The following is an 18730-nucleotide window of genomic DNA, read 5'->3' as shown; positions in this document are numbered from 1 at the left end:
TCGGGCAGGTTTGGGGGGCAGATTCGGGCCCCCCGAGCCGGGTAGGGACCTCGCGAGAGTCACGGCGGGGGAAATCGTGAAACAGCATGAGCCTTCTCGGGATGGCCGTCGCGGTCGTGGCGGCCTGCCTCATCGGCCTGGGGTTCGTGGCGCAGCAGCACGCGGCGTTCCAGGAGCCGCTGGGGCGGATCCTGCATCCGCGCCTGCTGCTGGACCTGCTGCACAGCCGGCTGTGGTTGGGCGGGATCGGCCTGATGATCGCGGGCCAGCTCGTCTTCGCGTTCGCGCTGAACCTCGTCGGCGTCGCGCAGGCCACGCCGGTGCTCACCCTGAACCTCGTCTTCGCACTGATCGCCGCGCATGTGATCTACCGGGAGCCGCTCGGCGCCAGGACGCTGCTGGGGTCGCTGACGCTGACCGGCGGGGTCGCGCTGTTCCTGTTCATCGGGCGGCCGCACGGAGGCACGCCGCCCGGCGAGCTGTCCTTCCGCTGGGTGGGCGGGGCGGTCGTGCTGGGCCTCGCCATGGTGGTCGCGCTGGGCGGAGGCCACAAGGACCTCCGCGTGCGCGCGATGCTGCTCGCCTCGGCCGCCGGACTCCTCTACGGCCTCCAGGACACGCTGACCCGCAGCGTCGTGCTGCTGTTCGACAAGGGGGTCGGCGGCGCCTTCACGACGTGGCAGCCCTACGGCCTGGTGGGCATCGGCGCGCTCGCCCTGCTCTTCGCGCAGAGCGCCTTCGACGCCGCGCCGCTGCGCATCTCGCTGCCGGCCAGCACGGCGGCCGAGCCGCTGACCGGGATAGCGCTGGGAATCGTGGTCTTCGGCGAGAAGGTCCGGCTGTCCACGATTGACCTGGCCCTGGGGGCGCTGGGGCTGGCGGGCATGGTCGCGGGCATCGTCGTCCTCGGCCGGTCGCCGTATCTCGGGAAGCCGGAGGAGCTGGCATCGCGGGACGGGGGCGGACGCTCATGATCGCCATCATCCTGAGCCTGCTGGCCGCCGCGTCCAACGCCCTGGCGTCGGTGCTCCAGCGCCGGGCCACCGTGGCCGCGCCGGAGGCCGACGCCTTCAAACCGTCCCTCATCCTCGACCTGCTGCGGCAGCCGCTGTGGCTCGGCGGGGTCGGCGCGCTCATCGCCGCGTTCCTCCTCCAGGCCGCCGCGCTGTCGATGGCGGGGCTGGCGCTGGTCCAGCCGCTGCTGGCCGCCGAGCTGCCGTTCACCATGATCATCATCGCCTGGCTGCCGCCGCGCGGGCTGCGCCGGGTGCCGTGGGCGGGCGTCGCGGCACTCACCGCGGGCCTGGCCGGGTTCCTCGTCGCGGCGGCCCCCAGCGGAGGCAAGGGCGTTCCGGGCACCGGCGAGTGGATCGTCGCGACGGCCGCCACGGTCGGCTGCGCCGCCGTCCTGGTGACGGTGGCGTGGCCCATGCGCGGACCGTTCCGCGGGGTGCTGCTGGGCGTGACGACGTCCCTGGGCTTCGCGCTGACCGCCGCGTTCATGAGGACGGCCACCCGCGCCTTCTCCGACGGCGTCGTGACCTCCTGGGAGCTCTACGCGATGGCCGCGGCGGGGGTCACCAGCCTGTTCCTGCTCCAGAACGCGCTGCAGAGCGGCACCCTGGTGGCCGTGCAGCCCGCCCTGACGGTCACCGACCCCGTCGCCAGCATCCTGCTGGGCGTCGGCCTCTTCGGCGAGCACCTCCGGACCGGCGGGTGGATCGCCATGGAGGCCGTGGGCATCGTGCTGGTCGCGCTCGGCAGCGTGCTCATCACCCGCTCCCCCCTGCTGCACGGAGAGCGCGCCGTCACCCCAGCGCGGCGCGGATGACGTGCTCGGCCCGGACGGCGTCGAACAGCGTCCCCACCCGCTGCGCCCAGGCCTTGCGCACCTGCTCGCTCCCCAGGAGGTCCAACGTCTCGACGAGTCCGGCGGGCGACCGCGCGAACGCGCTCAGCCCCGCCCGTGCCATCGCCTCGGCGCCGTCGCGGCCGTGGCCGGGGATGGGCCGGTAGGAGACCACCGGCAGCCCGCACGCGAACGCCTCCCGGCACGTCTGGCCCGCCGCGTTGTCGACCAGCGCGTACGCGCCCGCCATCAGCCCTGGCATGTCGTCCCGCCAGCCGAGGGCGTACCCGATCCCGCCCTCCCGGATCCGGGCGCGCAGCCGCCCGTTCCGTCCGCACAGCACGACCGGCAGGTACCGGCCGGACGCCGCGAGCCCGCGGGCCGTCTCGGTCACCCGGCCGACGCCCCAGGCCCCCGCCGAGACCAGCACGACCCGTTCCCCTGGCCGCGCGCCGGCCTCGGCCCGGAGCCGTCCGCCGTCGTGCGCGCGCAGGAACCCCGGCCGCACCACGGGCGCGACCCGCTCGGCCGGACGCCCCGTCCGCTCCGCCACCGAGCGCGCCGAGGCCTCGTCCGGGCACAGGTAGCGGTCGTTGCCCGGGTGCAGCCACATCCGGTGGGCGGCGAAGTCGGTCACCAGGACGAGCGACGGCGCGTCCAGCCGCCCCCTCAGGCGCATCAGCCCCGCGGCCTGCGCCGCGACATGGAAAGTCGACACCACGGCGTCCGGGGGCGGTCCCGGCAGCCGCCGCTCGAGCCCCCTGGCGATCAGCGCCGTCAGCGGCGACGCGGGCGGCGGGCGCGGCGACACGAAGAACGCCTGGTAGACCCCCTCGTACAGCCACGGCGCCCCGCGGAGCATCGCCTCGTACATCCTCCTCAGCCCGTGCCCGAGCCGCAGGGGAACGAGCTCCAGCACGTCGAGGACGCACACCTCCACGCCCCGCCGCGCGACCCGGCGCGCCAGCTCCCCCGCGACGGCGTCGTGGCCCGCGCCCATGGCCGCCGTGAGAATGAGGAGTCGTTTGCCCATGCGATTCGATCCCCCTGTGAGACTGGTCCCATGTCGCACCTGACCAGGGGACTCGCCGCGGCCCTCCTGGCGCACGCCCTGCCCGCCGCGACCTGGCTTCCTCCGGTCCGCCGCCTGACGCCCCGCCTCGCCGGCCGCGGCGGCGCCCGCCATGTCGCGCTCACCCTCGACGACGGGCCCGATGCCCGCTCCACGCCCCTCTTCCTGGACGAGCTGGCCCGTCTCGGCTGCAACGCGACCTTCTTCGTCCTCGGCACGATGCTCCAGCGCAGCCCTGCCCTCGGGCTGCGCATCGTCGCCGAGGGACACGAGATCGCCGTCCACGGATGGCACCACGACAACCCCCTCGGGACCCGCCCCGGCCGTGTCGCCGCCGGGATTCACCGCACCGTCCGCCTCATCGAGGACGTCTGCGGCGTCTCCCCCGCCTGGTACCGCCCCCCGTACGGCGCCCTCAGTGCCGAGGCTCTCGTCGCAGCCCGCCGCGCCGGACTCCGGCCCGTCCTGTGGACGGCTTGGGGCAAGGACTGGACGGCCTCCGCGACGCCCCGTTCCGTGCTCGCCGCTCTTTCGCCGGGCCTGGTCGGCGGCGCGACGCTCCTGCTGCACGACAGCGACGCCACCTCGGCGCCGGGCGCCTGGAGAGCGTCCCTCGGCGCCCTCCCGGACGTGGTGGCGACCTGTCGCGCCACCGGCCTGGCCGTCGGCCCGCTGCGCGATCACGAGGTCCACTCGTCAAGGGCGTCACCTGATCACTCTTAACCAGCCGATGTCGCTCCATGCCGCCGACGCTCCGATCGTCCCAGTTCAGGGGCCGTGCGGCCGGAGCCCAGGGCGGTCCGGCGCCGACGATGCGGCACCGGACCGGCGACATGCCTCACTGCCGCGCTGAAGCGGCCTCAGGGGAAGGCGCACGGACAAGGGTCTCCTTCGGACGGGCCAGGGGGCCGCGCGGAAGGAGCGTGCCGCAGACGACGGCGCCGACCGCGAAGATGCCGGCACACCACCAGAACACCGTGGTGTAGCCGTGGATCGCCGCGAGCTGGAGCACCTGCGGCGTCGGCCGTCCGTGCAGATGGTCGGCCAGGTAGCCGGTGGTGGCGCTCGCCGCGACGGAGTTGAGCAGCGCGGTGCCGATCGAGCCGCCGAGCTGCTGCCCGGTGTTGATGCTCGCCGAGGCCACCCCCGCGTCGCGCGGCGCCACGCCGAAGGTCCCGCTGGCGGCCGCCATGCCGAAGATCAGGCCCATCCCGGCGCCGATCACCATGAGCGGGCCGAGCAGCGCGGACGCGTAGCCCGAGTCCGCGCCGATCCTCGTCAGCCAGACCATTCCGGCCGCGCTGAGGAGCATGCCGGCGACGACCATCGGCCTGGGGCCGAACCGCGGCATCAGCCTGGTGTTCCCCAGGGCGGCCGAGGTGCCGCTGAGAAGCACCATGGGCAGCATGGCCAGGCCCGACCTGACGGCCGAGAACCCCAGGGAGACCTGCATGTAGTAGACCAGGAACAGGAAGACGCCGAACGTCGCCGCCCCGCTGATCAGGATGGTGAGGTAGGCGCCGGCGCGGACGCGGTCGAGCACGATGCGGGGCGGCAGCAAGGGGTGCGCGCTGCGCCCCTGCCAACCGGCGAACACGCCCAGCAGCGCCGCGCCGGCCACGAGGAACCCCCAGGTCGAGGGCGTGCGCCAGCCGTGCGACGCCGCGTTGGAGAGCCCGTAGACCAGGCAGAGCATCCCGCCGGACACCGCCGCCACGCCCGGGACGTCCAGCCGGCCGCCCGGCGTCCGCTCCTGCCTGCCCACCAGCAGCACGCCCCCGGTGATCGCGACCGCGGCGAACACCAGGTTGACGTACATGCACCACCGCCAGGACAGGTAGGAGGTCAGCGCGCCGCCGAGCAGCAGCCCGAGGCCCCCGCCCGCGGCCGCGACCGCGCCGTAGACGCCGAACGCCCGCGCCCGCTCCTTCGGGTCCCTGAACGTCGTGGCCAGCAGCGACAGGGCGGACGGGGCCAGCAGGGCCCCGAAGACCCCCTGGCAGGCCCGCGCCGCCACCAGCATCGAGAAGTCCGCCGCCGCGCCGCCGGCGGCGGAGGCGGCCGCGAAGCCGACGAGCCCGGTGAGGAAGGTCGCCTTGCGTCCGACCAGGTCGGCCAGCCGCCCGCAGAACAGCAGCAGGCTCCCGAACGACAGCGCGTACGCCGTCACCACCCACTGCCTGTCGGCGGCCGAGAAGTCCAGCGCGCGCTGCGCCGACGGCAGCGCGAGGTTCATCACGGTCAGGTCGAGGACGACCATGAGCTGCGCCACGGCGATGACGGCGAGGATCGGCCACCGCCTCGGATCCCGGGCCGCCGGCTCGTCCGCGGCCCCGGCCGCCGGGGCCGCACTGCGTGTTGCCACAATCATCTCCTTGTCACGTCGACCGGCTCGAGGGTCGCCACGCCGGGTGACGACGTCGCCGGGTTCCCCGCCGCCGCGACGGCGGGTCCGTCTCAGAAGCCCGACGACACGACCTCCCGAAATGTCAGGCGGCCTGACGATTCGGGGCGATATCTCGTCGGAGTGGTGAGGGCACATCCGACCCAGGGAGCCACCGGACCATGACCGAGCACGCGGAAGCACCACACGACCGCCCCGACGCGGGCCTGAGCGCGATCATCAGTGAGCGGCGCCGGCTGACCGGTCTGGCCTACCGGCTCCTCGGCTCCCTGGCCGACGCCGAGGACGTCGTGCAGGAGACCTACGCCCGCTGGTACGCCCTGTCCCCCGCCCGGCAGGAGGCCATCGCCTCCCCCGGCGCCTGGCTGTCGAAGGTCGCGAGCCGCATCTGCCTGGACGTGCTCGGCTCGGCGCGCGCGAGGCGGGAGCGCTACGTGGGCGAGTGGATCCCCGAGCCGGTGCCCGAAGCGGGGCACTGGATCAGCGGCCGGCCGGGCGCGGCCCCGCCCGATCCGGCCGACCGGGTCACCCTCGACGAGTCGGTCAGCATGGCCTTCCTCGTCGTACTCGAATCGATGACCCCGGCCGAGCGCGTCGCGCTCGTCCTGCACGACGTCTTCCGCTACCCCTTCGCCGAGATCGCCGAGATCACCGGCCGCACCCCGGCCGCGTGCCGCGAACTGGCCTCCTCGGCCCGCCGCCGCATACGCGCCTCCGGGCCGCCCGCGACCCCGGCGGCCCGCCGCGCCACCGTCGTGCGGGGCTTCCGGCAGGCGATGGAGGCCGGCGACGTCGACGCCCTCATCGGCCTCCTCGACCCGGCCGCCGTCCTCACCGCCGACGGCGGCGGCGTGGTCAAGACCGCGCTCCGCCCGCTCGAGGGCGGCGAGCTGATCGCGCACCGGTGCGTCGAGATCGCCCGCCGGGTGCCCGGCGTGACGCTCCTGGAGCGCACCGTCAACGGCCAGCCCGGCCTGATCGCCCAGCAGCACGGCCGCACCGTGACCGTCTACGCCTTCGACATCGCCGACGACCGCATCACCCGCATCTGGGCAATACGAAACCCCAACAAACTCCGCCCCTGGACCGCCCTTTGAGCCGTGCCCGCCCCGGTCGGGGCCTGATCACTCCTCTCCGCCAGGACGTCTACCAGCGCTCCTTTACCAGACATTCCCTCGGTCAATATGCTTGCGCCCCCGGTGTCGAGGCGGGTCGTCCCGGGGCACTGGCGAAGGAAGAAGGCATGGCCGAGCCGGAGGGCACGTTCAGCAACGAGCGGATCAAGCATCTGGAGTTCATCCAGGCCGTTGTGACCCGGCTGGGAAACGGGTCGTTCCTCATCAAGGGATGGACGCTGACGGTCGTCTCCGCATTCCTCGGAGTTTCCATCAGCACGCTGAAATGGCAGGTGGCGCTGACCGCTCTCGTCCCGGCCGCCGGCTTCTGGCTCCTCGACTCCTACTTCCTCCGCCAGGAACGCCTGTTCCGCAGGCTTTACGACGACGTCCGCGACCCCGGCGCCCCTGTCGAGCCGTTCTCGATGGACACGACGCCCTACATCGGGGACACGGGGTGGCGACCCGTTCTGACGTCCAGGACCATCCTCGGGTTCTACGGGGTCCTGGCGCTCGTCTCAGTGATCGTTTCCCTCGTCACGCTGGGGCGGTGACCACCGTTCCAGGGGTCGCTCCGCGTCTCTGGCCCGCGTGCGGCGCGGGTCACGCCTCGTCGCCTGACTCCAGCCGCTCCAGTTCCTCCTTGAAGCGCTTGACGAGCCGCTTCTCGAGCGGCCGCGAGTCGGCGTAGGGGATGTAGGTCCAGCCCCTCACATCGACATGCGCCTTGCTTCCCTCCTTGAGGAGGGTGACCACCGTCTTCCCCTTCCCCCGGGCGTAGCCGAGCTCGAAGTAGACGTTGGGCCTCTCCATGGTCAGGTCGGCGACGACGAACAGCGCCTTGTCGATCTTTTCGAGGATCCGCTCGCTGATGACGTAGTCGGCGTCGTCGTCGCTGATCGGCCTGGCCGACAGCCCCGCCTTCTTCGCCGCGCGCTTGATCGCCTCGATCGTCGGCTTCATGGCCTCGTCGAAACTGATCACGATGAAGACGTCGCGGTTGGGCGGTGCCCCGGCGCCGGGGACGGGGTCCGGCTCCCGGCCGGGCGCGCCCGAGGCGGCCACCGCGGCCGGCCGCGGGTCGGCGGACCGGGCGGCCGCGCGGATGGACCTGACGAGTTCGTCCATCCCGTGCTCCTCGTCCGCGCCGAGCGTGATGGTGCCCGTCGCCCGGAGCGCAGGGGCCAGGTCGGCGTGCTCCGCGCCGTCGATGAGCACGGGGATGACCCTCCGGTTGCTGCCCATCGCCGCCGTCCAGCTGGAGTGCACCTCCGCCGAGGTGCTGCCGGCCGGCGAGAGGAGGACCACCACCGCGTCGGCCAGCCGGAGCTGCTCGTCCGTGGGCGGCGGCCATCCCTCGTCCGCGCCGCGGCCCGTCGGCCAGACCTTGATGCCGCGGGCCCGCAGCCTGGAGGCGACGCGCCCCGCGGTCGCGAGGTCTCCCGCGGAGCAGACGATGAGCGCGTTCAGGACGGCCGCCTCCCTGACTCACGAATACGGGCGATGTTGATCGGATAATTCGGCACGCGCATATCGGCGGTGTTTCCCGTCCATGTTATGTGGATTCTGCGACTCGCACCGAGCGGCAGGGGCGTTGTGTCCGGGTGTGGCCGCCGCTCATGAAGGCGCGGAAGGGAGAATCCCGACCGCCCCTCTATGCCGGATGACGCACTGCCCACCGGCACCGGTGGGGAAAATAACCGTGGGATGTGAAACGGCGGGAGGCGGCATGAGTGTCCTGCAGCGGCTCTCCATAGACGAACATTTGTTCGATGTCATGGCTTCGGGAGTACCCGACGACGAAGTCACGGCTTTCGTCGTCAAGGCGTCCTACGGCATCAATGTGATGCTGCTCCGAAAGATCGCCGGGCATCCGAACGCCTCGGCCGCCTTCGCGGACCTCGCGGAAATGTACGCCCGCGACGCCGCAGCGGTCCGCGAAATCCTCCGCTATCCGGCGGTGGGCGCGTGGGCGCGGGCGGCCGTGGGGCTGGCCGGAGGTCCCGACTCCCCCGCGGCGCCCGACGCCCTCCACGCCGTCGCCGTCGCCGCGGCGATCCGGACCGGAACAGACCACCGCGCACGCCTGCGCGCCAGGTGCGGCCTGGTCATGATCCCTTCCGTGGGCATGGCCAGGGTGGAGGGCGACTGGTGCACGGCGGTCGTCCGCGGTTCGCGCTGCGAGATAGCGGGCGTCCCGGTGCCGAGCGACCCCAGCATGGACGGGAGGGCGTGGTGGGGGCTCCGCCGGATCCGCCCCTTTCCGGGCGGTCTGTGCCTCCTGGTGGACGATCTGGACCCGTATCGCTTCCCCGAGCAGGCAGGGGGACGCCTCGATCCGCAAGCCGCGGCGGCCTGGACGGGGACCATCGGCCGGGCATGGACGATCCTCGCCCGCGACCACTCCGGGCACGCCGCCGAGACGCGGCACATCATGACCGTGCTCACTCCCCTGGCCGCACGCAGGAACGCGACGTCACGGACGGCCTTCGGAGCGCTCGCCGCCGGCCCGCCGGCGAGCCCCCTGCACCTCGCCGAGACGCTGGTGCACGAGACCCAGCACGCGAAGCTCGCCGTCCTGCTGGACCTGGTGGAACTCGTGCGGGACGACGCGCACCGCCTCTACCGCACCCGCTGGAGAAGCGATCCGCGGCCTCTGGGCGGCCTCCTCCAGGGCGCCTACGCCCACCTCGGGGTCGCCGGGTTCTGGCGGCGCCGCTTCGAGGTCACGGGCTGCGCGAGTGCGCGGGTCCGCGCGCAGCGGGTGGCGTCGGCGGTGGCCGAGACCGCCGGGGTCCTCCAGGCCAGCGGGGCGCTGACCGCGCTCGGGCACCGCTTCGTCGGCGGCGTCGCCGCCGCCGCGGCCGAGATCAGGTGGGTCACAGCGGGACAGGATCGAAGTCATACTCGATGCGCCGGCCCAACCCCATCGACCGCACCCACGGGCTGTCCCTGCCGACACGCTCGCTGAGCCGCTCGCCGACCTCGCCCGCCTCCGCGCCGTCGGCCGAGGCCGCCGCCTCGTCGAGCGCGAGATTGATCTGCGCGACGGCCCGCATCGGATGGTCGGCGCCGAGCTGGCCGGTGATGAGCGTGCACGTCCGGCCGCCGAGGTCGGCCGCCTCGGCCGGACGGCCGGCCGCGGCGAGGGCCGCGGCCTTTCCGAGGGCACTGATCAAGGTGAGGTGGTGCGTCTCGCCGAGCTTGGCGGTGAGCGCGTCCACCGAGGCCTTGTTGAGCTCCAGGGCCTTGCCGGCGTCCCCGGTGAGGCGCAGCAGAATGCCGAGGTTGCAGCCCGCGGCATGGGTGTAGGGGTGATCGTCCGTGTAGACGCGAGGGTAGGCCTCGTACGCCGTCCTCGTGAGTTCCAGGGCCTCCTCCAGCCGCTCCGCCTCCCGCAGGCAGTTGGCGCTGAGCAGCATCGCCGCGAGCGTGTCGGGGTGGTGCTCGCCCTGCGCCCGGCAGGTCCGCTCGAGGATCTCGGCAGCGAAGTCCACGGCGCCCGCCGTGCCGCCCTCCGTCAACCGGATGGCGATCCCGAGGTCCTTCGCGCAGCGCAGGGTGATCGGATGGTCGGGCCCCAGGTCCCTCTCGTCGATCGAGCGCAACTCCTCCCCCATGAACAGCGCCCTCTCGAAGTCCCCGCTCAGCCGGATGGCCCTGATCTGGTTGTTGCGCACGATGCGCACCATCGCGTTGCCGTCGCCCTCGCGTGCGCGCATGCGGGTGTACACCTGCTCCAGCAGGGCCCCGGCATCCGCGTACCGGCTACTGAGGATGAGGTCGAGGCCGAGATTGTTCTGCGCGCGCAGCGTCCGCGGATCTTCGGGGCCGAAGGCCAGCAGATGCCTGTCGACGGACTGCTCGGAAAGGGAGAGGGCGCCCTCGAAGTCGCCCTCCGCCCGCAGATCGATGGTGTGGCTGTTCGCCAGCCGGTACATCTCGTCCTGCAGGCGCAGCCTCTCCTCCGGGTCAGAGGGCTCGGGCAGCGCCTCAGCCTCCTCCAGCACCGTCCGGTTCAGCGCGGACGCGTCCGCGAACCGGCCGAAGGCGCGCAGGGCGAACGCCAGGTGCCGCCGGACGGCCAGCAGGTCGAGCGACCCGGGGCCGGACGCCGCGCGCCAGTGCTCGTAGCACTCCTCGGCGAGGCCGATGGCCTCCGGCGCCCGCCCCGACTCGTACAGGTAGCGGATGATGCTGCGCATCAGGTAGCGGACGCGCGGGTCCGTGCTCCGTGCCGCCCTCGTGGGCCCGATGTGCGGGATCAGGTGCCGGTAGGACGGCCAGAGGGCGCTGTTGTCGGGATTCTTCGGGTCGGCCTCCGCCAGCAGGAGATGGACCTGCTCGGTCAGGCGCCGGCTCTCCTGCGGGGGGACGGTCTCCCGGATCCAGTGCTGGAGCACCCGGTGCATCTCGAAAGTCCGGTCCATGGGGTTCACCGGGAGCAGGGAGAACCGGTTGAGGTCCCGTATCGCGCGGTTGAACCTCATCGGGTCCGCCAGGATCTCCTTCAGCGGGCTGTCCAGCGCGTCCGCACCGCCCATCAGGATCGCCCTCGATATCGGGTCGGGGCCGAAATGCGCGATGAGCTTGGCGATCTGCTGGGCGTCGGGGGTGAGCCGGCTCAGCGCCAGGAACCAGGAGGCGTTGATCCGGGCCTCCTTCTGCGGAGTGCCCTGCAGGAGCAGTTCGCCCATCCTCGCGTTGAAGAGGTCGAGGTATTCGTCCACGGACAGGCCGGTCGCACGGTTCCACCCGCTGGCGTGCTCGAGCAGGATCGGCAGATGGCCGAGCGCGGCCGCCAGGCGCTCGGCCTCTTCCGGCCCCACGTCCGGCATTCTCTTGCTCAGGAATTCGATGCTCTCCGAGGGATCGAAGACCTGGACCCCGAGGGAGCGGACGTCCGGCGTCCAGTCGAGGTTCTGCGAAGTGATGATCACTTGGCCGGGTCCGTCCGGGGTCCAGGCGAGGGTGGCCTCGGGGTCCACGGCGTTGTCGTACACCAGCAGCCAGCGGGACACCGGGTTCCCGGAGTTCAGCGCGTCCAGGACCTGGCGCGCCGTGTTCTCGACCAGCCCGCCCGGCGGAACGGAGTCGGTGGGGGAAGGGACGGGGACCGGTTCCAGGCCGAGTCGCGGGGCGAGCGCGGCCAGGGCGGCGGCGATCAGCGCGGGCTGCTCCGCCTTGATCCACCAGACGAGATCGAACCGCTCCCGGTGGCGGTGCGCGTACTCGACGGCCAACTGCGTCTTGCCCACCCCGCCGAAGCCGTGCAGGGCCGTCGCTCCGCCCGCCACCGCCCTCGAAGGCTCCTCATCGGGGACGACGAGGGTCACATGGCCGGATTCGGCCGACAGGCGAGCGAGCAGGTCCGCCCGGCCGGTGAAGGACCGGTTGCGCCGGGGGACCTCTCCCCAGATCTGGGGGCCTTCGTACTCGGCTGTCGCCATTTGTCCTCCCCGGAGGTCGACAATATTGCTCATTCTAGGCAAGAAGAGGCCATCGGGCTCCCGGACCGCGCGCTTTTGGTGCATGATGAAGGGGCCGGACCGAACGGGGCCAAGGTGACGCGACCACGACGTTTCGAGAGTCAGATCTTTGATCTGACGGATATCGATCTGTCCGAGGTGATCAATGTTCCGGAATCGGAGCTCGAAAGGTCGCTCGGCTGGCTCATGCGCCAACGGGAACGGGTCCCCGACCCGCTGTTCGGCGGTTCCACCGGCGAGTGGGATGGTGATGAGATCTAGAGGCGGAGCAGAGCGGACTTGCCGATCAGGCACCCCGGTACAGGACCCCCCGTCGTGACCGGTATGGGAGAATCCCCGCCGGGGCGGGAGCCGCCATTTCCCGGATCGCGCCCTTACCGCCCTGACGAGGCCGCCTTCTTCCACGGGAGGAGCGAGGAGACCCGGAGCCTGGCCGCCCTCTGGGGCACGTCCCGGGTCACGGTCCTCCACGGCGCCCCGGGCACCGGCAAGACGTCGCTCCTGGAGGCCGGGGCCTATCCCCTACTGCGTGAGACGGCCCACGACGTGCTGCCTCCCGGGCGCCTGGCCCGCCACGCGGACCACCCCAGCGGTGCGCTGCCGGAGAGCGGGCGGCCCGCCTACTCGCTGCTCCGCGGCTGGCTGCCGGAGATGCCGCCGACCGCGGTGGCCGACACCACCGTCGGCCGGTACCTCGACGAACTCGCCTACCGCCCCGGCCCGGTCCTCCTCGCCGTCGACCAGGCGGAGCGGCTGTTCGGCGGCTGCGATCAGGACGGCCACCGCGCGCTGCTGGACGATTTACGGGAGACGGTCCGGCGCCATCCCTCGCTGCACGTGCTCTTCAGCGTCCGGTCCGGTCATGAGAACGAGATCGCCGAGGCGTTCGCCTTCGCCGGGACGGCGGAGTTCGAGCTGACCGGCCTGCCGGCGCCCCGTGCCGCGGGCGCGGTCGGTGCGGCGCTGGAGTCCGCCGGGCGACGGAGATCGCTGTCACGCGCCGCCGTCGGCGCGCTCGCCCGGGCCCTCGGCCCGGCGCCCGAGACCGGAGAGCACGCCGAAGAGGGGGAGCCCGCCTCGGACGGTGCCGGGGTGGTCCATCCGCCCGTTCTCCAGCATGTGGCGGCAGGCCTGTGGCGCGCCTGGCCGGAGGCCCCGTTCCTCGGACCGGAGCGCATCACCAGGAGCCTGGTCAGCGACTGGATCGCGGAGGGCATCTGGAAGGACATCGCCTGGGCCGCCGCCCTCACGTCCGATGACCCCCAGACGATCGCGGAGCGGTTGGCATCGCTGGGCCGTGAGCCCACCACGCCCCCGCTCCCCCAGGACGTCGCGGATGTACTGACGGACAGGCACGTCCTGCTCCCCGCCCGGAACGGGCTCTTCACCACCGCCTCGCCGCGCCTGGCCGAGCCGATCGACGCATTGAGCCGGCGGGCGCCGTCCTTGCCGAGCCCCTCCTTCCGAGCCGGGGATTGGGTGGCCGCGGCGGCCCACGCGCTCGACCGGTGCGACACCCGCCTGGCCCGGCGGGCCGCCCTGACCGCGCTCGACCTGGCCGAAGGCATGGGACAGGGCCTCCAGGCCCGGATCCTGCTCGGCGACGCCGCCTACGAGGCCGGTGATCCGGCCGAAGCAGAGCACTTCTACGCGGAAGCGGCGGTCCTGGCCGAGGCGCACCGGGCCGGAACCCTCGTCGGCGCCCTGCTGGCATCGGTCGGCAGGATCCAGATGGCTCGCGGCGAGACCGGTGAGGCCATCCAGTCGCTGTCCTGGGCCTCGGCCCGGCTGCCGGGCGACGGGCTCGTCAGCCGGGAACTGCACCGGGCCTTCGCCCGCATGAGCGGCGGCTGGGCGGCGCGCCACTCCGTGTGAAGGGAAGCCGCCGCGGTCGGCGGGCGCCCCCGGCGGTCACCAGGGGGCGCGGGCGCCGGGGGGCAGATGGCGCGGCAACGCCAGATCGATCGCATAGGCCCGCCGCCAGCTTCTGATCTCCTCGAGCCCGGTCCGGCTCTCGAAGAAGCGTTCCGCCGTCGTTCCCTCGGGGAGCTCCTCGCCGTCTTCCGCCACCAGTTCGGCCCGGACGAAGGGGCGCCGGCCGGCCAGGGCCGCCGCGACATGCCGATGGCCGCGCACGACGAAGAACCGGGTGCCGGAGCGGCCGACACCGATCTCCGACGCGTCCGGGGCGGAGTGCGCCGGGAGGTCTAGGTACGCGTCGGGGCGGTCGGGGTGCCGTTCCGTCGGATAGAGCCTGGCCGGATGCAGCAGCAGCGCCGGCCCGCCGCCCTCCTGCCTCGACAGCGCGTCCACCACGATGTCAGCGGCCCGCTCGGGGCTGATCTCCGTCGTGTCGAGAACCAGGTCGTAGTTCCGGAGGCGGGCCTTGTCGACGTGGTAGCGCCGCAGGAAGCGCTGCCGCTCGCTCTCACTGCGCTCTTCGAGGTGCCGCCGGGCCTCGGCCTCGGAGGCGTACCGCTCGACGGCTCCCGCGCCCCGCCCCATCACCCGGCGGGCGGCCACCTTCGGATCGACGATGAAATGCGCTTTGAACGCGTCCGTGAAGAAATGCCACCCCAACCGGCTGTCGACGATCACCGGTTCGGCGGAGGCGGCCATCTCCCGCTGGATCCGGTCCACATGGTCGTCGATCGACGGGTCCCGTTCCGACTGCCGGTTGAACTGCAGGGACGTCATTCCGCGCTGGGCCGCCATCCGGCGGTGGACGTCGCCCATGGTGACGGTGGGCAGCCCGAGGCGCTCGGCCAGAATTCGGGCGACGGTGCTCTTACCGCTGCCCAGATCTCCGTTGATGGTGATCGACCTCGGCGCGTCCATCATTTCTGCCCCCGCAAGCAATACCGTCGATAGCGGCGGGAAAGTCGCGACACACGGAGCCATAGCGACGTAGTGCCGCATATCTCAAAGATTACGCCCCCTCATGATAGCCAGGACAATGGACGCCGTCCCGGCTTTTCCGACCGATGGGGTCGGCCTCTCCGACGTGCACGGTCTTCGCACCGGCGCGTAAGGGTGCCCGCAAGCGGTGATGCGCCTTTATCGAGCACGTTCGCTCGAGGCGCCGTCGCGGGTGAATGCGGCTTGGGCGGCGGTGGATTGGGTTCGGGATTCTTCGGTGGCGGTCCAGCGGGCCGTTCTGCGGAGGGCGTCGAACTCGTGCTGGAGGGTGGTGGCGGAGGTGGTGCGGCAGTCGGTGCTGATGGTGACCGGCACGCCTTCGGCCAGCAGGGGGGCCGCGGGGTGGGCGTGGAGACTCGGTACGGCGCCTGTCTGGACGTTGCTGGTGGGGCACATCTCCAGGGCGATCCCGTCGGTGCGCAGGCGGTCGCGGAGTGCGGTGTCGGCGGTGCATCGGACCCCGTGGCCGATGCGGTGGGCGCCGAGGACGTCGATGGCCTCCCACATGCTCTCCGGCCCTGCGGCCTCACCGGCGTGGACGGTGCAGGGCAGGCCGGCGGCGTGGGCCAGTTCGAAGGCGGCCTTGTGGGAGCGGGCGGGGTAGAGGGTCTCGTCCCCGGCGAGATCGAGACCGGCGACCAGGCCGCGGTGGCGCACGGCGGTCTCGGCCACGGCGAGGCTTTCGTCCGGAGTCTGGTGGCGCAGGCAGCACAGCAGCAGGCCCGTCCCTACGCCGGTGGCGGCGCGTCCTTGGGCAAGGCCCTCGGCGACCGCGCGGACCGCGTCGTCGAGGGTCATCCCGCGGCGGTGGTGCAGCTGCGGCGCGAAGCGGACCTCGCCGTACACGACACCGTCGTCGAGCCAGTCCTCGACGAGTTCACGGGCGGCGCGGGTGAGAGCCTCGGGCGTCTGGAGCACTTGGAGTGGGGTGTCGATGTAGGCGAGGTAGGCGGTCAGGGTGCGGCAGTGGGCGGGGGCGATGACGAGGTCGTCGACGGGCCGGTCCAGTTCGACGCCCTGCCGGCGGGCGAGGTCGGCGACGGTGGACGGGCGGACGGAGCCGTCAAGGTGGCAGTGGAGTTCGTAGCGCGGTAGCGGCGCTGCATGAGTGCTCATCGCGAGGTCCAGATCACCGGGTGGAGGAGGCGGGAGTGAGTATCTAAACGTTTAGACAGGCAGAATGCAAGGCGTCATGACGAAGCGAGCAGCAGGCAGGCCGGCGACGCTGGCGGACGTGGCCCGCGCGGCCGGAACCTCGACGGCGGTCGTCAGCTACGTGCTGAACGACGGGCCCCGGCCGGTCGCGCCCGCCACCCGGGAGCGGGTGCTGGCCGCCGCCGCCGATCTGGAGTACCGGCCCAACCGCATCGCCCGGGCCCTGCGCTCCCGCACGAGCGGCGTGGTCGGCCTGGTGCTGGCCGACGCCTCCAACCCGTACTTCGCCGCGCTGGGGCGGCACATCGAGCACCTTCTAGGGCAACGGGAGAAGCTCTCCCTGACCGGGAACGCGGGCTACTCGCCGGAGCGCCAGGAGCATCTGGTCGACCGGTTCCTCGCGGCACAGGTCGACGGGCTCGTCATCGTCTCCGCCGACGGCGGGCCCGACGCCGCCGTCCATGCCCGGCGCGCGGGGGTCCGCGCCGTCTACGTCCACCACGGGCCGCAGGAGCCGCAGGCCCCCGTGGTGCACGCCGACAACACCGCCGCCGTGCACGAGGCCGTCGAGCACCTCCGGTCCCACGGGCATACCGAGATCGCCTTCCTCGCCGGGCCGGACGACGCCGGGCCGGTCGGCGAGCGCCGCGCCGCCTGGGAACGCGCCGGAGCGGGCACCGACGCCCCCCTTCTGCGGTCGGAGTACACCCGCGCCGCGGCGGCCGCCCTCGTCCAGCGCTTGATCGGCGACGGCGCCCTGCCCGCGGCGCTGGTCTGCGCCACCGACGAGCAGGCCATCGGGGTCCTCGCGGCCGCCCATGCCGCCGGACGGCGCGTCCCCGGTGATCTCGCCGTCGTCAGCCTCGACGGCACCCCCGACACCGCCTACACCGCCCCGGCGCTCACCGTGACCGAGCAGCCCCTCCAGGCGATGGCCCACCAGGCCGTGAGCCTGCTTCTCGACGACCGCGCCACCACACGGCCCCTGCGCGCCGCGCTGATCATCCGCCGCAGCTGCGGCTGCCCCCTGACTCCCCCACGCCGCGGTTGAAGCCGCCGTGTGTGCGCGAGCACGTCGGGCGTCAGTCCTTCTGCCTGCTGAGGGCCTTGCGGATGGCGTCGCGGGCGCGGTCGGCGGCGGCCGCGAACGGTCCGGCCACCAGGTTGGCCGTGGCGGACTCGAACCCGACGTGCGGATGGGTGGGCGCCACGGCCTCGGCGGCCTTGACGGCGGTCGCCATCCTGCGCAGGTCGTGCTCGGAGGCGTGTTCGCGGAGCTGCGGGAACTCCGCTTCCTCCTCGTGCCGGGCGTGGTCCATGACGGACAGGCGCAGGTCGCCGAGCCGCTGGAGGAAGTCGGGACTGGTCGGGCCGAAGTAGTCGAGGTCCGACAGGAGCTGCTTGGCCTGGTTCTCCTCGGCCAGGCGCGCGTCGACCACCTCCCGGCCGCCCTCGATATGGCGGCGGGCGTAGGGATGCACGACCTCCTCCTCGGCCGTCTCGTGGACGGCCAGCAGCCGGCGCAGCCGCTCGAAGGCGGCGGTCCGCTCGTGCCCGGCGGCGGCCTCCACCTGGTCGAACAGCTGCCGGATCTCGGCGTGCTGCCGCAGCAGCAGGTCGACGACGTCGTGGGCCGCCGCTTCCGATCGCTCGCTCACTCTCGCCCCCGCAGAGTCGACGGTGGTGGCGAATAGGACCTGCCCCCGCTGCGGAATCAAAACACTCGGGCCTGCGCGAACGTCACCGCCGTCACCCGGTCGATCACCGGTGGGAGGCACACGCTGCGGCTGCACGCGCCGTACGAGACGACGATCTCCGCTGCGGGACCCGTCCGGCGCACCGGGAGCGAGATCGTCACCGGTCCGTCCGGGTAGACCGGGAGCCGCGTGTCCAGGAGCGGCAGATCCAGCCAGCGCACCGCCTCATCGGCGCGGGGTGCGCCGGTGGCCTCCAGGCCCGCCCGCACGCCCACCCGCGTCGGGACGCCGAGCCCGCCGGACGGCAGATCGAGGCTGTAGATGTGGAAACCGGGCCGGGTCGGGCGGAAGGTCACCTCCACCGCACGCGTCGAGGCGGCGATCGTCACATCCACCTCCCCCTCCGTGAACCGGGCGGCCGCCGACTCCTGAGCCGGCCCGCACCCGGTGAGGAGTACGGCGGCGAGCAGGAGGGCCCGTCTCACTTCCAGCGCCGGAGGAATGCGACGACGTTCTCGGACAGCAACCGGTCGCCGGCGGAGGCCGGATAGAGGCTCTTGTTGCCGGCCGTCCGCACTTCACCCTCGGGCGAGAGGACGACCAGGGCGGGGATCCCGGTGCGCTTCAGGTCCACCCCGTACTTCCTGGCCAGGTCCAGATGCCGGTCGATCCGGCCGACATCGACACTCACCAGGTGATATTGGTCGAGAAGAGGCCGCACGGTCTGGAGGTGGAAGAAGTACTGCAGCGTCGCGCATTCGCCGCACCACCCCGCACCGAAATCGAGGAGTACGGGGCGTCCGTCCGCCTTGGCCCCCGCGAGCGCGGCCGCGATCTCGGCCCGGGGGTCGGCCTTCCGGTCGTACGCGCGCGGCGACTTCGTGGGCGAGGCCGGGGCCGGTCCGGTCGTCGCGACGGTCTCGGGGCGCTCGACCCCGTCGGCTCCCCCGGCCGGTCCGCAGGCGGCGGCCAGCAGCGGCATGGCCAGGAGCAGACGTAATCTGACGGCGGACATACCCCATTGTCCCAG

General features: G+C 72.6%; 18 protein-coding genes. 9 read left to right on the top strand and 9 right to left on the bottom strand.

The features are described 5' to 3' along the window. The first annotated feature begins 86 nt into the window (after positions 1-86). Positions 87-974 carry a DMT family transporter gene (locus K4S16_RS41325; protein WP_149264572.1) on the top strand — a complete coding sequence of 296 codons (888 nt, stop codon included), beginning with the start codon at positions 87-89 and terminating at the stop codon, positions 972-974. After that, on the top strand, positions 971-1831 hold the full coding sequence (locus K4S16_RS41320) for a DMT family transporter (protein WP_149264571.1): 861 nt from the start codon (positions 971-973) through the stop codon (positions 1829-1831). Before K4S16_RS41325 ends, K4S16_RS41320 begins: the two co-directional genes overlap by 4 nt. On the opposite strand, the gene K4S16_RS41315 is transcribed toward K4S16_RS41320, so the two are convergent. Next, a complete protein-coding gene (locus tag K4S16_RS41315; RefSeq protein WP_149264570.1) occupies positions 1809-2882 on the bottom strand; it encodes a hypothetical protein in 1074 nt (357 codons plus the stop codon). The two genes, K4S16_RS41320 and K4S16_RS41315, sit on opposite strands and share 23 nt — an antisense overlap. Positions 2883-2912: 30 nt before the next feature. Between K4S16_RS41315 and K4S16_RS41310 the strand changes: the two genes are divergently transcribed. Continuing rightward, positions 2913-3644: a polysaccharide deacetylase family protein gene (locus K4S16_RS41310; protein WP_149264569.1), complete on the top strand. Its 732-nt coding sequence runs from the start codon at positions 2913-2915 to the stop codon at positions 3642-3644. Positions 3645-3759: 115 nt separating this feature from the next. Here K4S16_RS41310 and K4S16_RS41305 read toward each other — a convergent pair whose 3' ends face one another. After that, positions 3760-5286 (bottom strand): MFS transporter, encoded by a 1527-nt coding sequence (locus K4S16_RS41305; RefSeq protein ID WP_200842420.1) that lies wholly within the window; start codon positions 5284-5286, stop codon positions 3760-3762. 200 nt (positions 5287-5486) lie between these two features. Here K4S16_RS41305 and sigJ point away from each other — a divergent pair, with 200 nt between their 5' ends. Beyond that, on the top strand, positions 5487-6422 hold the full coding sequence (sigJ, locus tag K4S16_RS41300) for an RNA polymerase sigma factor SigJ (protein ID WP_149264568.1): 936 nt from the start codon (positions 5487-5489) through the stop codon (positions 6420-6422). Positions 6423-6568: 146 nt separating this feature from the next. Then, a complete protein-coding gene (locus tag K4S16_RS41295; protein WP_149264567.1) occupies positions 6569-6994 on the top strand; it encodes a hypothetical protein in 426 nt (141 codons plus the stop codon). A 49-nt stretch (positions 6995-7043) separates the two neighbouring features. On the opposite strand, the gene K4S16_RS41290 is transcribed toward K4S16_RS41295, so the two are convergent. Next, positions 7044-7847, bottom strand: coding sequence for a TIR domain-containing protein (locus tag K4S16_RS41290; RefSeq protein ID WP_353820991.1), 804 nt, complete (start codon positions 7845-7847; stop codon positions 7044-7046). 370 nt (positions 7848-8217) lie between these two features. Here K4S16_RS41290 and K4S16_RS41285 point away from each other — a divergent pair, with 370 nt between their 5' ends. Then, positions 8218-9411: an HEXXH motif-containing putative peptide modification protein gene (locus K4S16_RS41285; protein ID WP_160161217.1), complete on the top strand. Its 1194-nt coding sequence runs from the start codon at positions 8218-8220 to the stop codon at positions 9409-9411. On the opposite strand, the gene fxsT is transcribed toward K4S16_RS41285, so the two are convergent. Then, positions 9320-11890: an FxSxx-COOH system tetratricopeptide repeat protein gene (gene fxsT, locus K4S16_RS41280; RefSeq protein ID WP_149264564.1), complete on the bottom strand. Its 2571-nt coding sequence runs from the start codon at positions 11888-11890 to the stop codon at positions 9320-9322. The two genes, K4S16_RS41285 and fxsT, sit on opposite strands and share 92 nt — an antisense overlap. On the opposite strand from fxsT, the gene K4S16_RS41275 reads away from it, so the two are divergent. After that, positions 11891-12190 (top strand): hypothetical protein, encoded by a 300-nt coding sequence (locus K4S16_RS41275; RefSeq protein ID WP_149264563.1) that lies wholly within the window; start codon positions 11891-11893, stop codon positions 12188-12190. It abuts the gene before it with no gap. A gap of 63 nt (positions 12191-12253) precedes the next feature. Then, positions 12254-13804: an ATP-binding protein gene (locus K4S16_RS41270; RefSeq protein ID WP_235037415.1), complete on the top strand. Its 1551-nt coding sequence runs from the start codon at positions 12254-12256 to the stop codon at positions 13802-13804. A 36-nt stretch (positions 13805-13840) separates the two neighbouring features. On the opposite strand, the gene cmk is transcribed toward K4S16_RS41270, so the two are convergent. Together cmk and add are read right to left on the bottom strand one after the other, a co-directional pair. Continuing rightward, positions 13841-14767, bottom strand: coding sequence for a (d)CMP kinase (gene cmk / locus K4S16_RS41265; protein ID WP_160161216.1), 927 nt, complete (start codon positions 14765-14767; stop codon positions 13841-13843). A gap of 219 nt (positions 14768-14986) precedes the next feature. Then, positions 14987-15964, bottom strand: a complete 978-nt coding sequence (gene add, locus K4S16_RS41260) for an adenosine deaminase (RefSeq protein ID WP_149264560.1) — start codon at positions 15962-15964, stop codon at positions 14987-14989. A 76-nt stretch (positions 15965-16040) separates the two neighbouring features. Between add and K4S16_RS41255 the strand changes: the two genes are divergently transcribed. Beyond that, a complete protein-coding gene (locus K4S16_RS41255) occupies positions 16041-17054 on the top strand; it encodes a LacI family DNA-binding transcriptional regulator (protein ID WP_149264559.1) in 1014 nt (337 codons plus the stop codon). A gap of 31 nt (positions 17055-17085) precedes the next feature. Here the strand turns inward: K4S16_RS41255 and K4S16_RS41250 are convergent, their stop codons facing one another. From K4S16_RS41250 to K4S16_RS41240, 3 genes are all read right to left on the bottom strand, one after another. Then, on the bottom strand, positions 17086-17661 hold the full coding sequence (locus tag K4S16_RS41250; protein ID WP_149264558.1) for a hemerythrin domain-containing protein: 576 nt from the start codon (positions 17659-17661) through the stop codon (positions 17086-17088). Between the two features lie 56 nt (positions 17662-17717). After that, positions 17718-18095: a hypothetical protein gene (locus K4S16_RS41245; protein WP_160161215.1), complete on the bottom strand. Its 378-nt coding sequence runs from the start codon at positions 18093-18095 to the stop codon at positions 17718-17720. Between the two features lie 86 nt (positions 18096-18181). Beyond that, on the bottom strand, positions 18182-18715 hold the full coding sequence (locus tag K4S16_RS41240; protein WP_149264556.1) for a co-chaperone YbbN: 534 nt from the start codon (positions 18713-18715) through the stop codon (positions 18182-18184). Between the last annotated feature and the right edge of the window lie 15 nt (positions 18716-18730).

The organism is Actinomadura sp. K4S16 (assembly GCF_008327685.1).
GTDB lineage: Bacteria > Actinomycetota > Actinomycetes > Streptosporangiales > Streptosporangiaceae > Spirillospora.
This window is presented reverse-complemented; position numbering and strand designations above follow the sequence as displayed.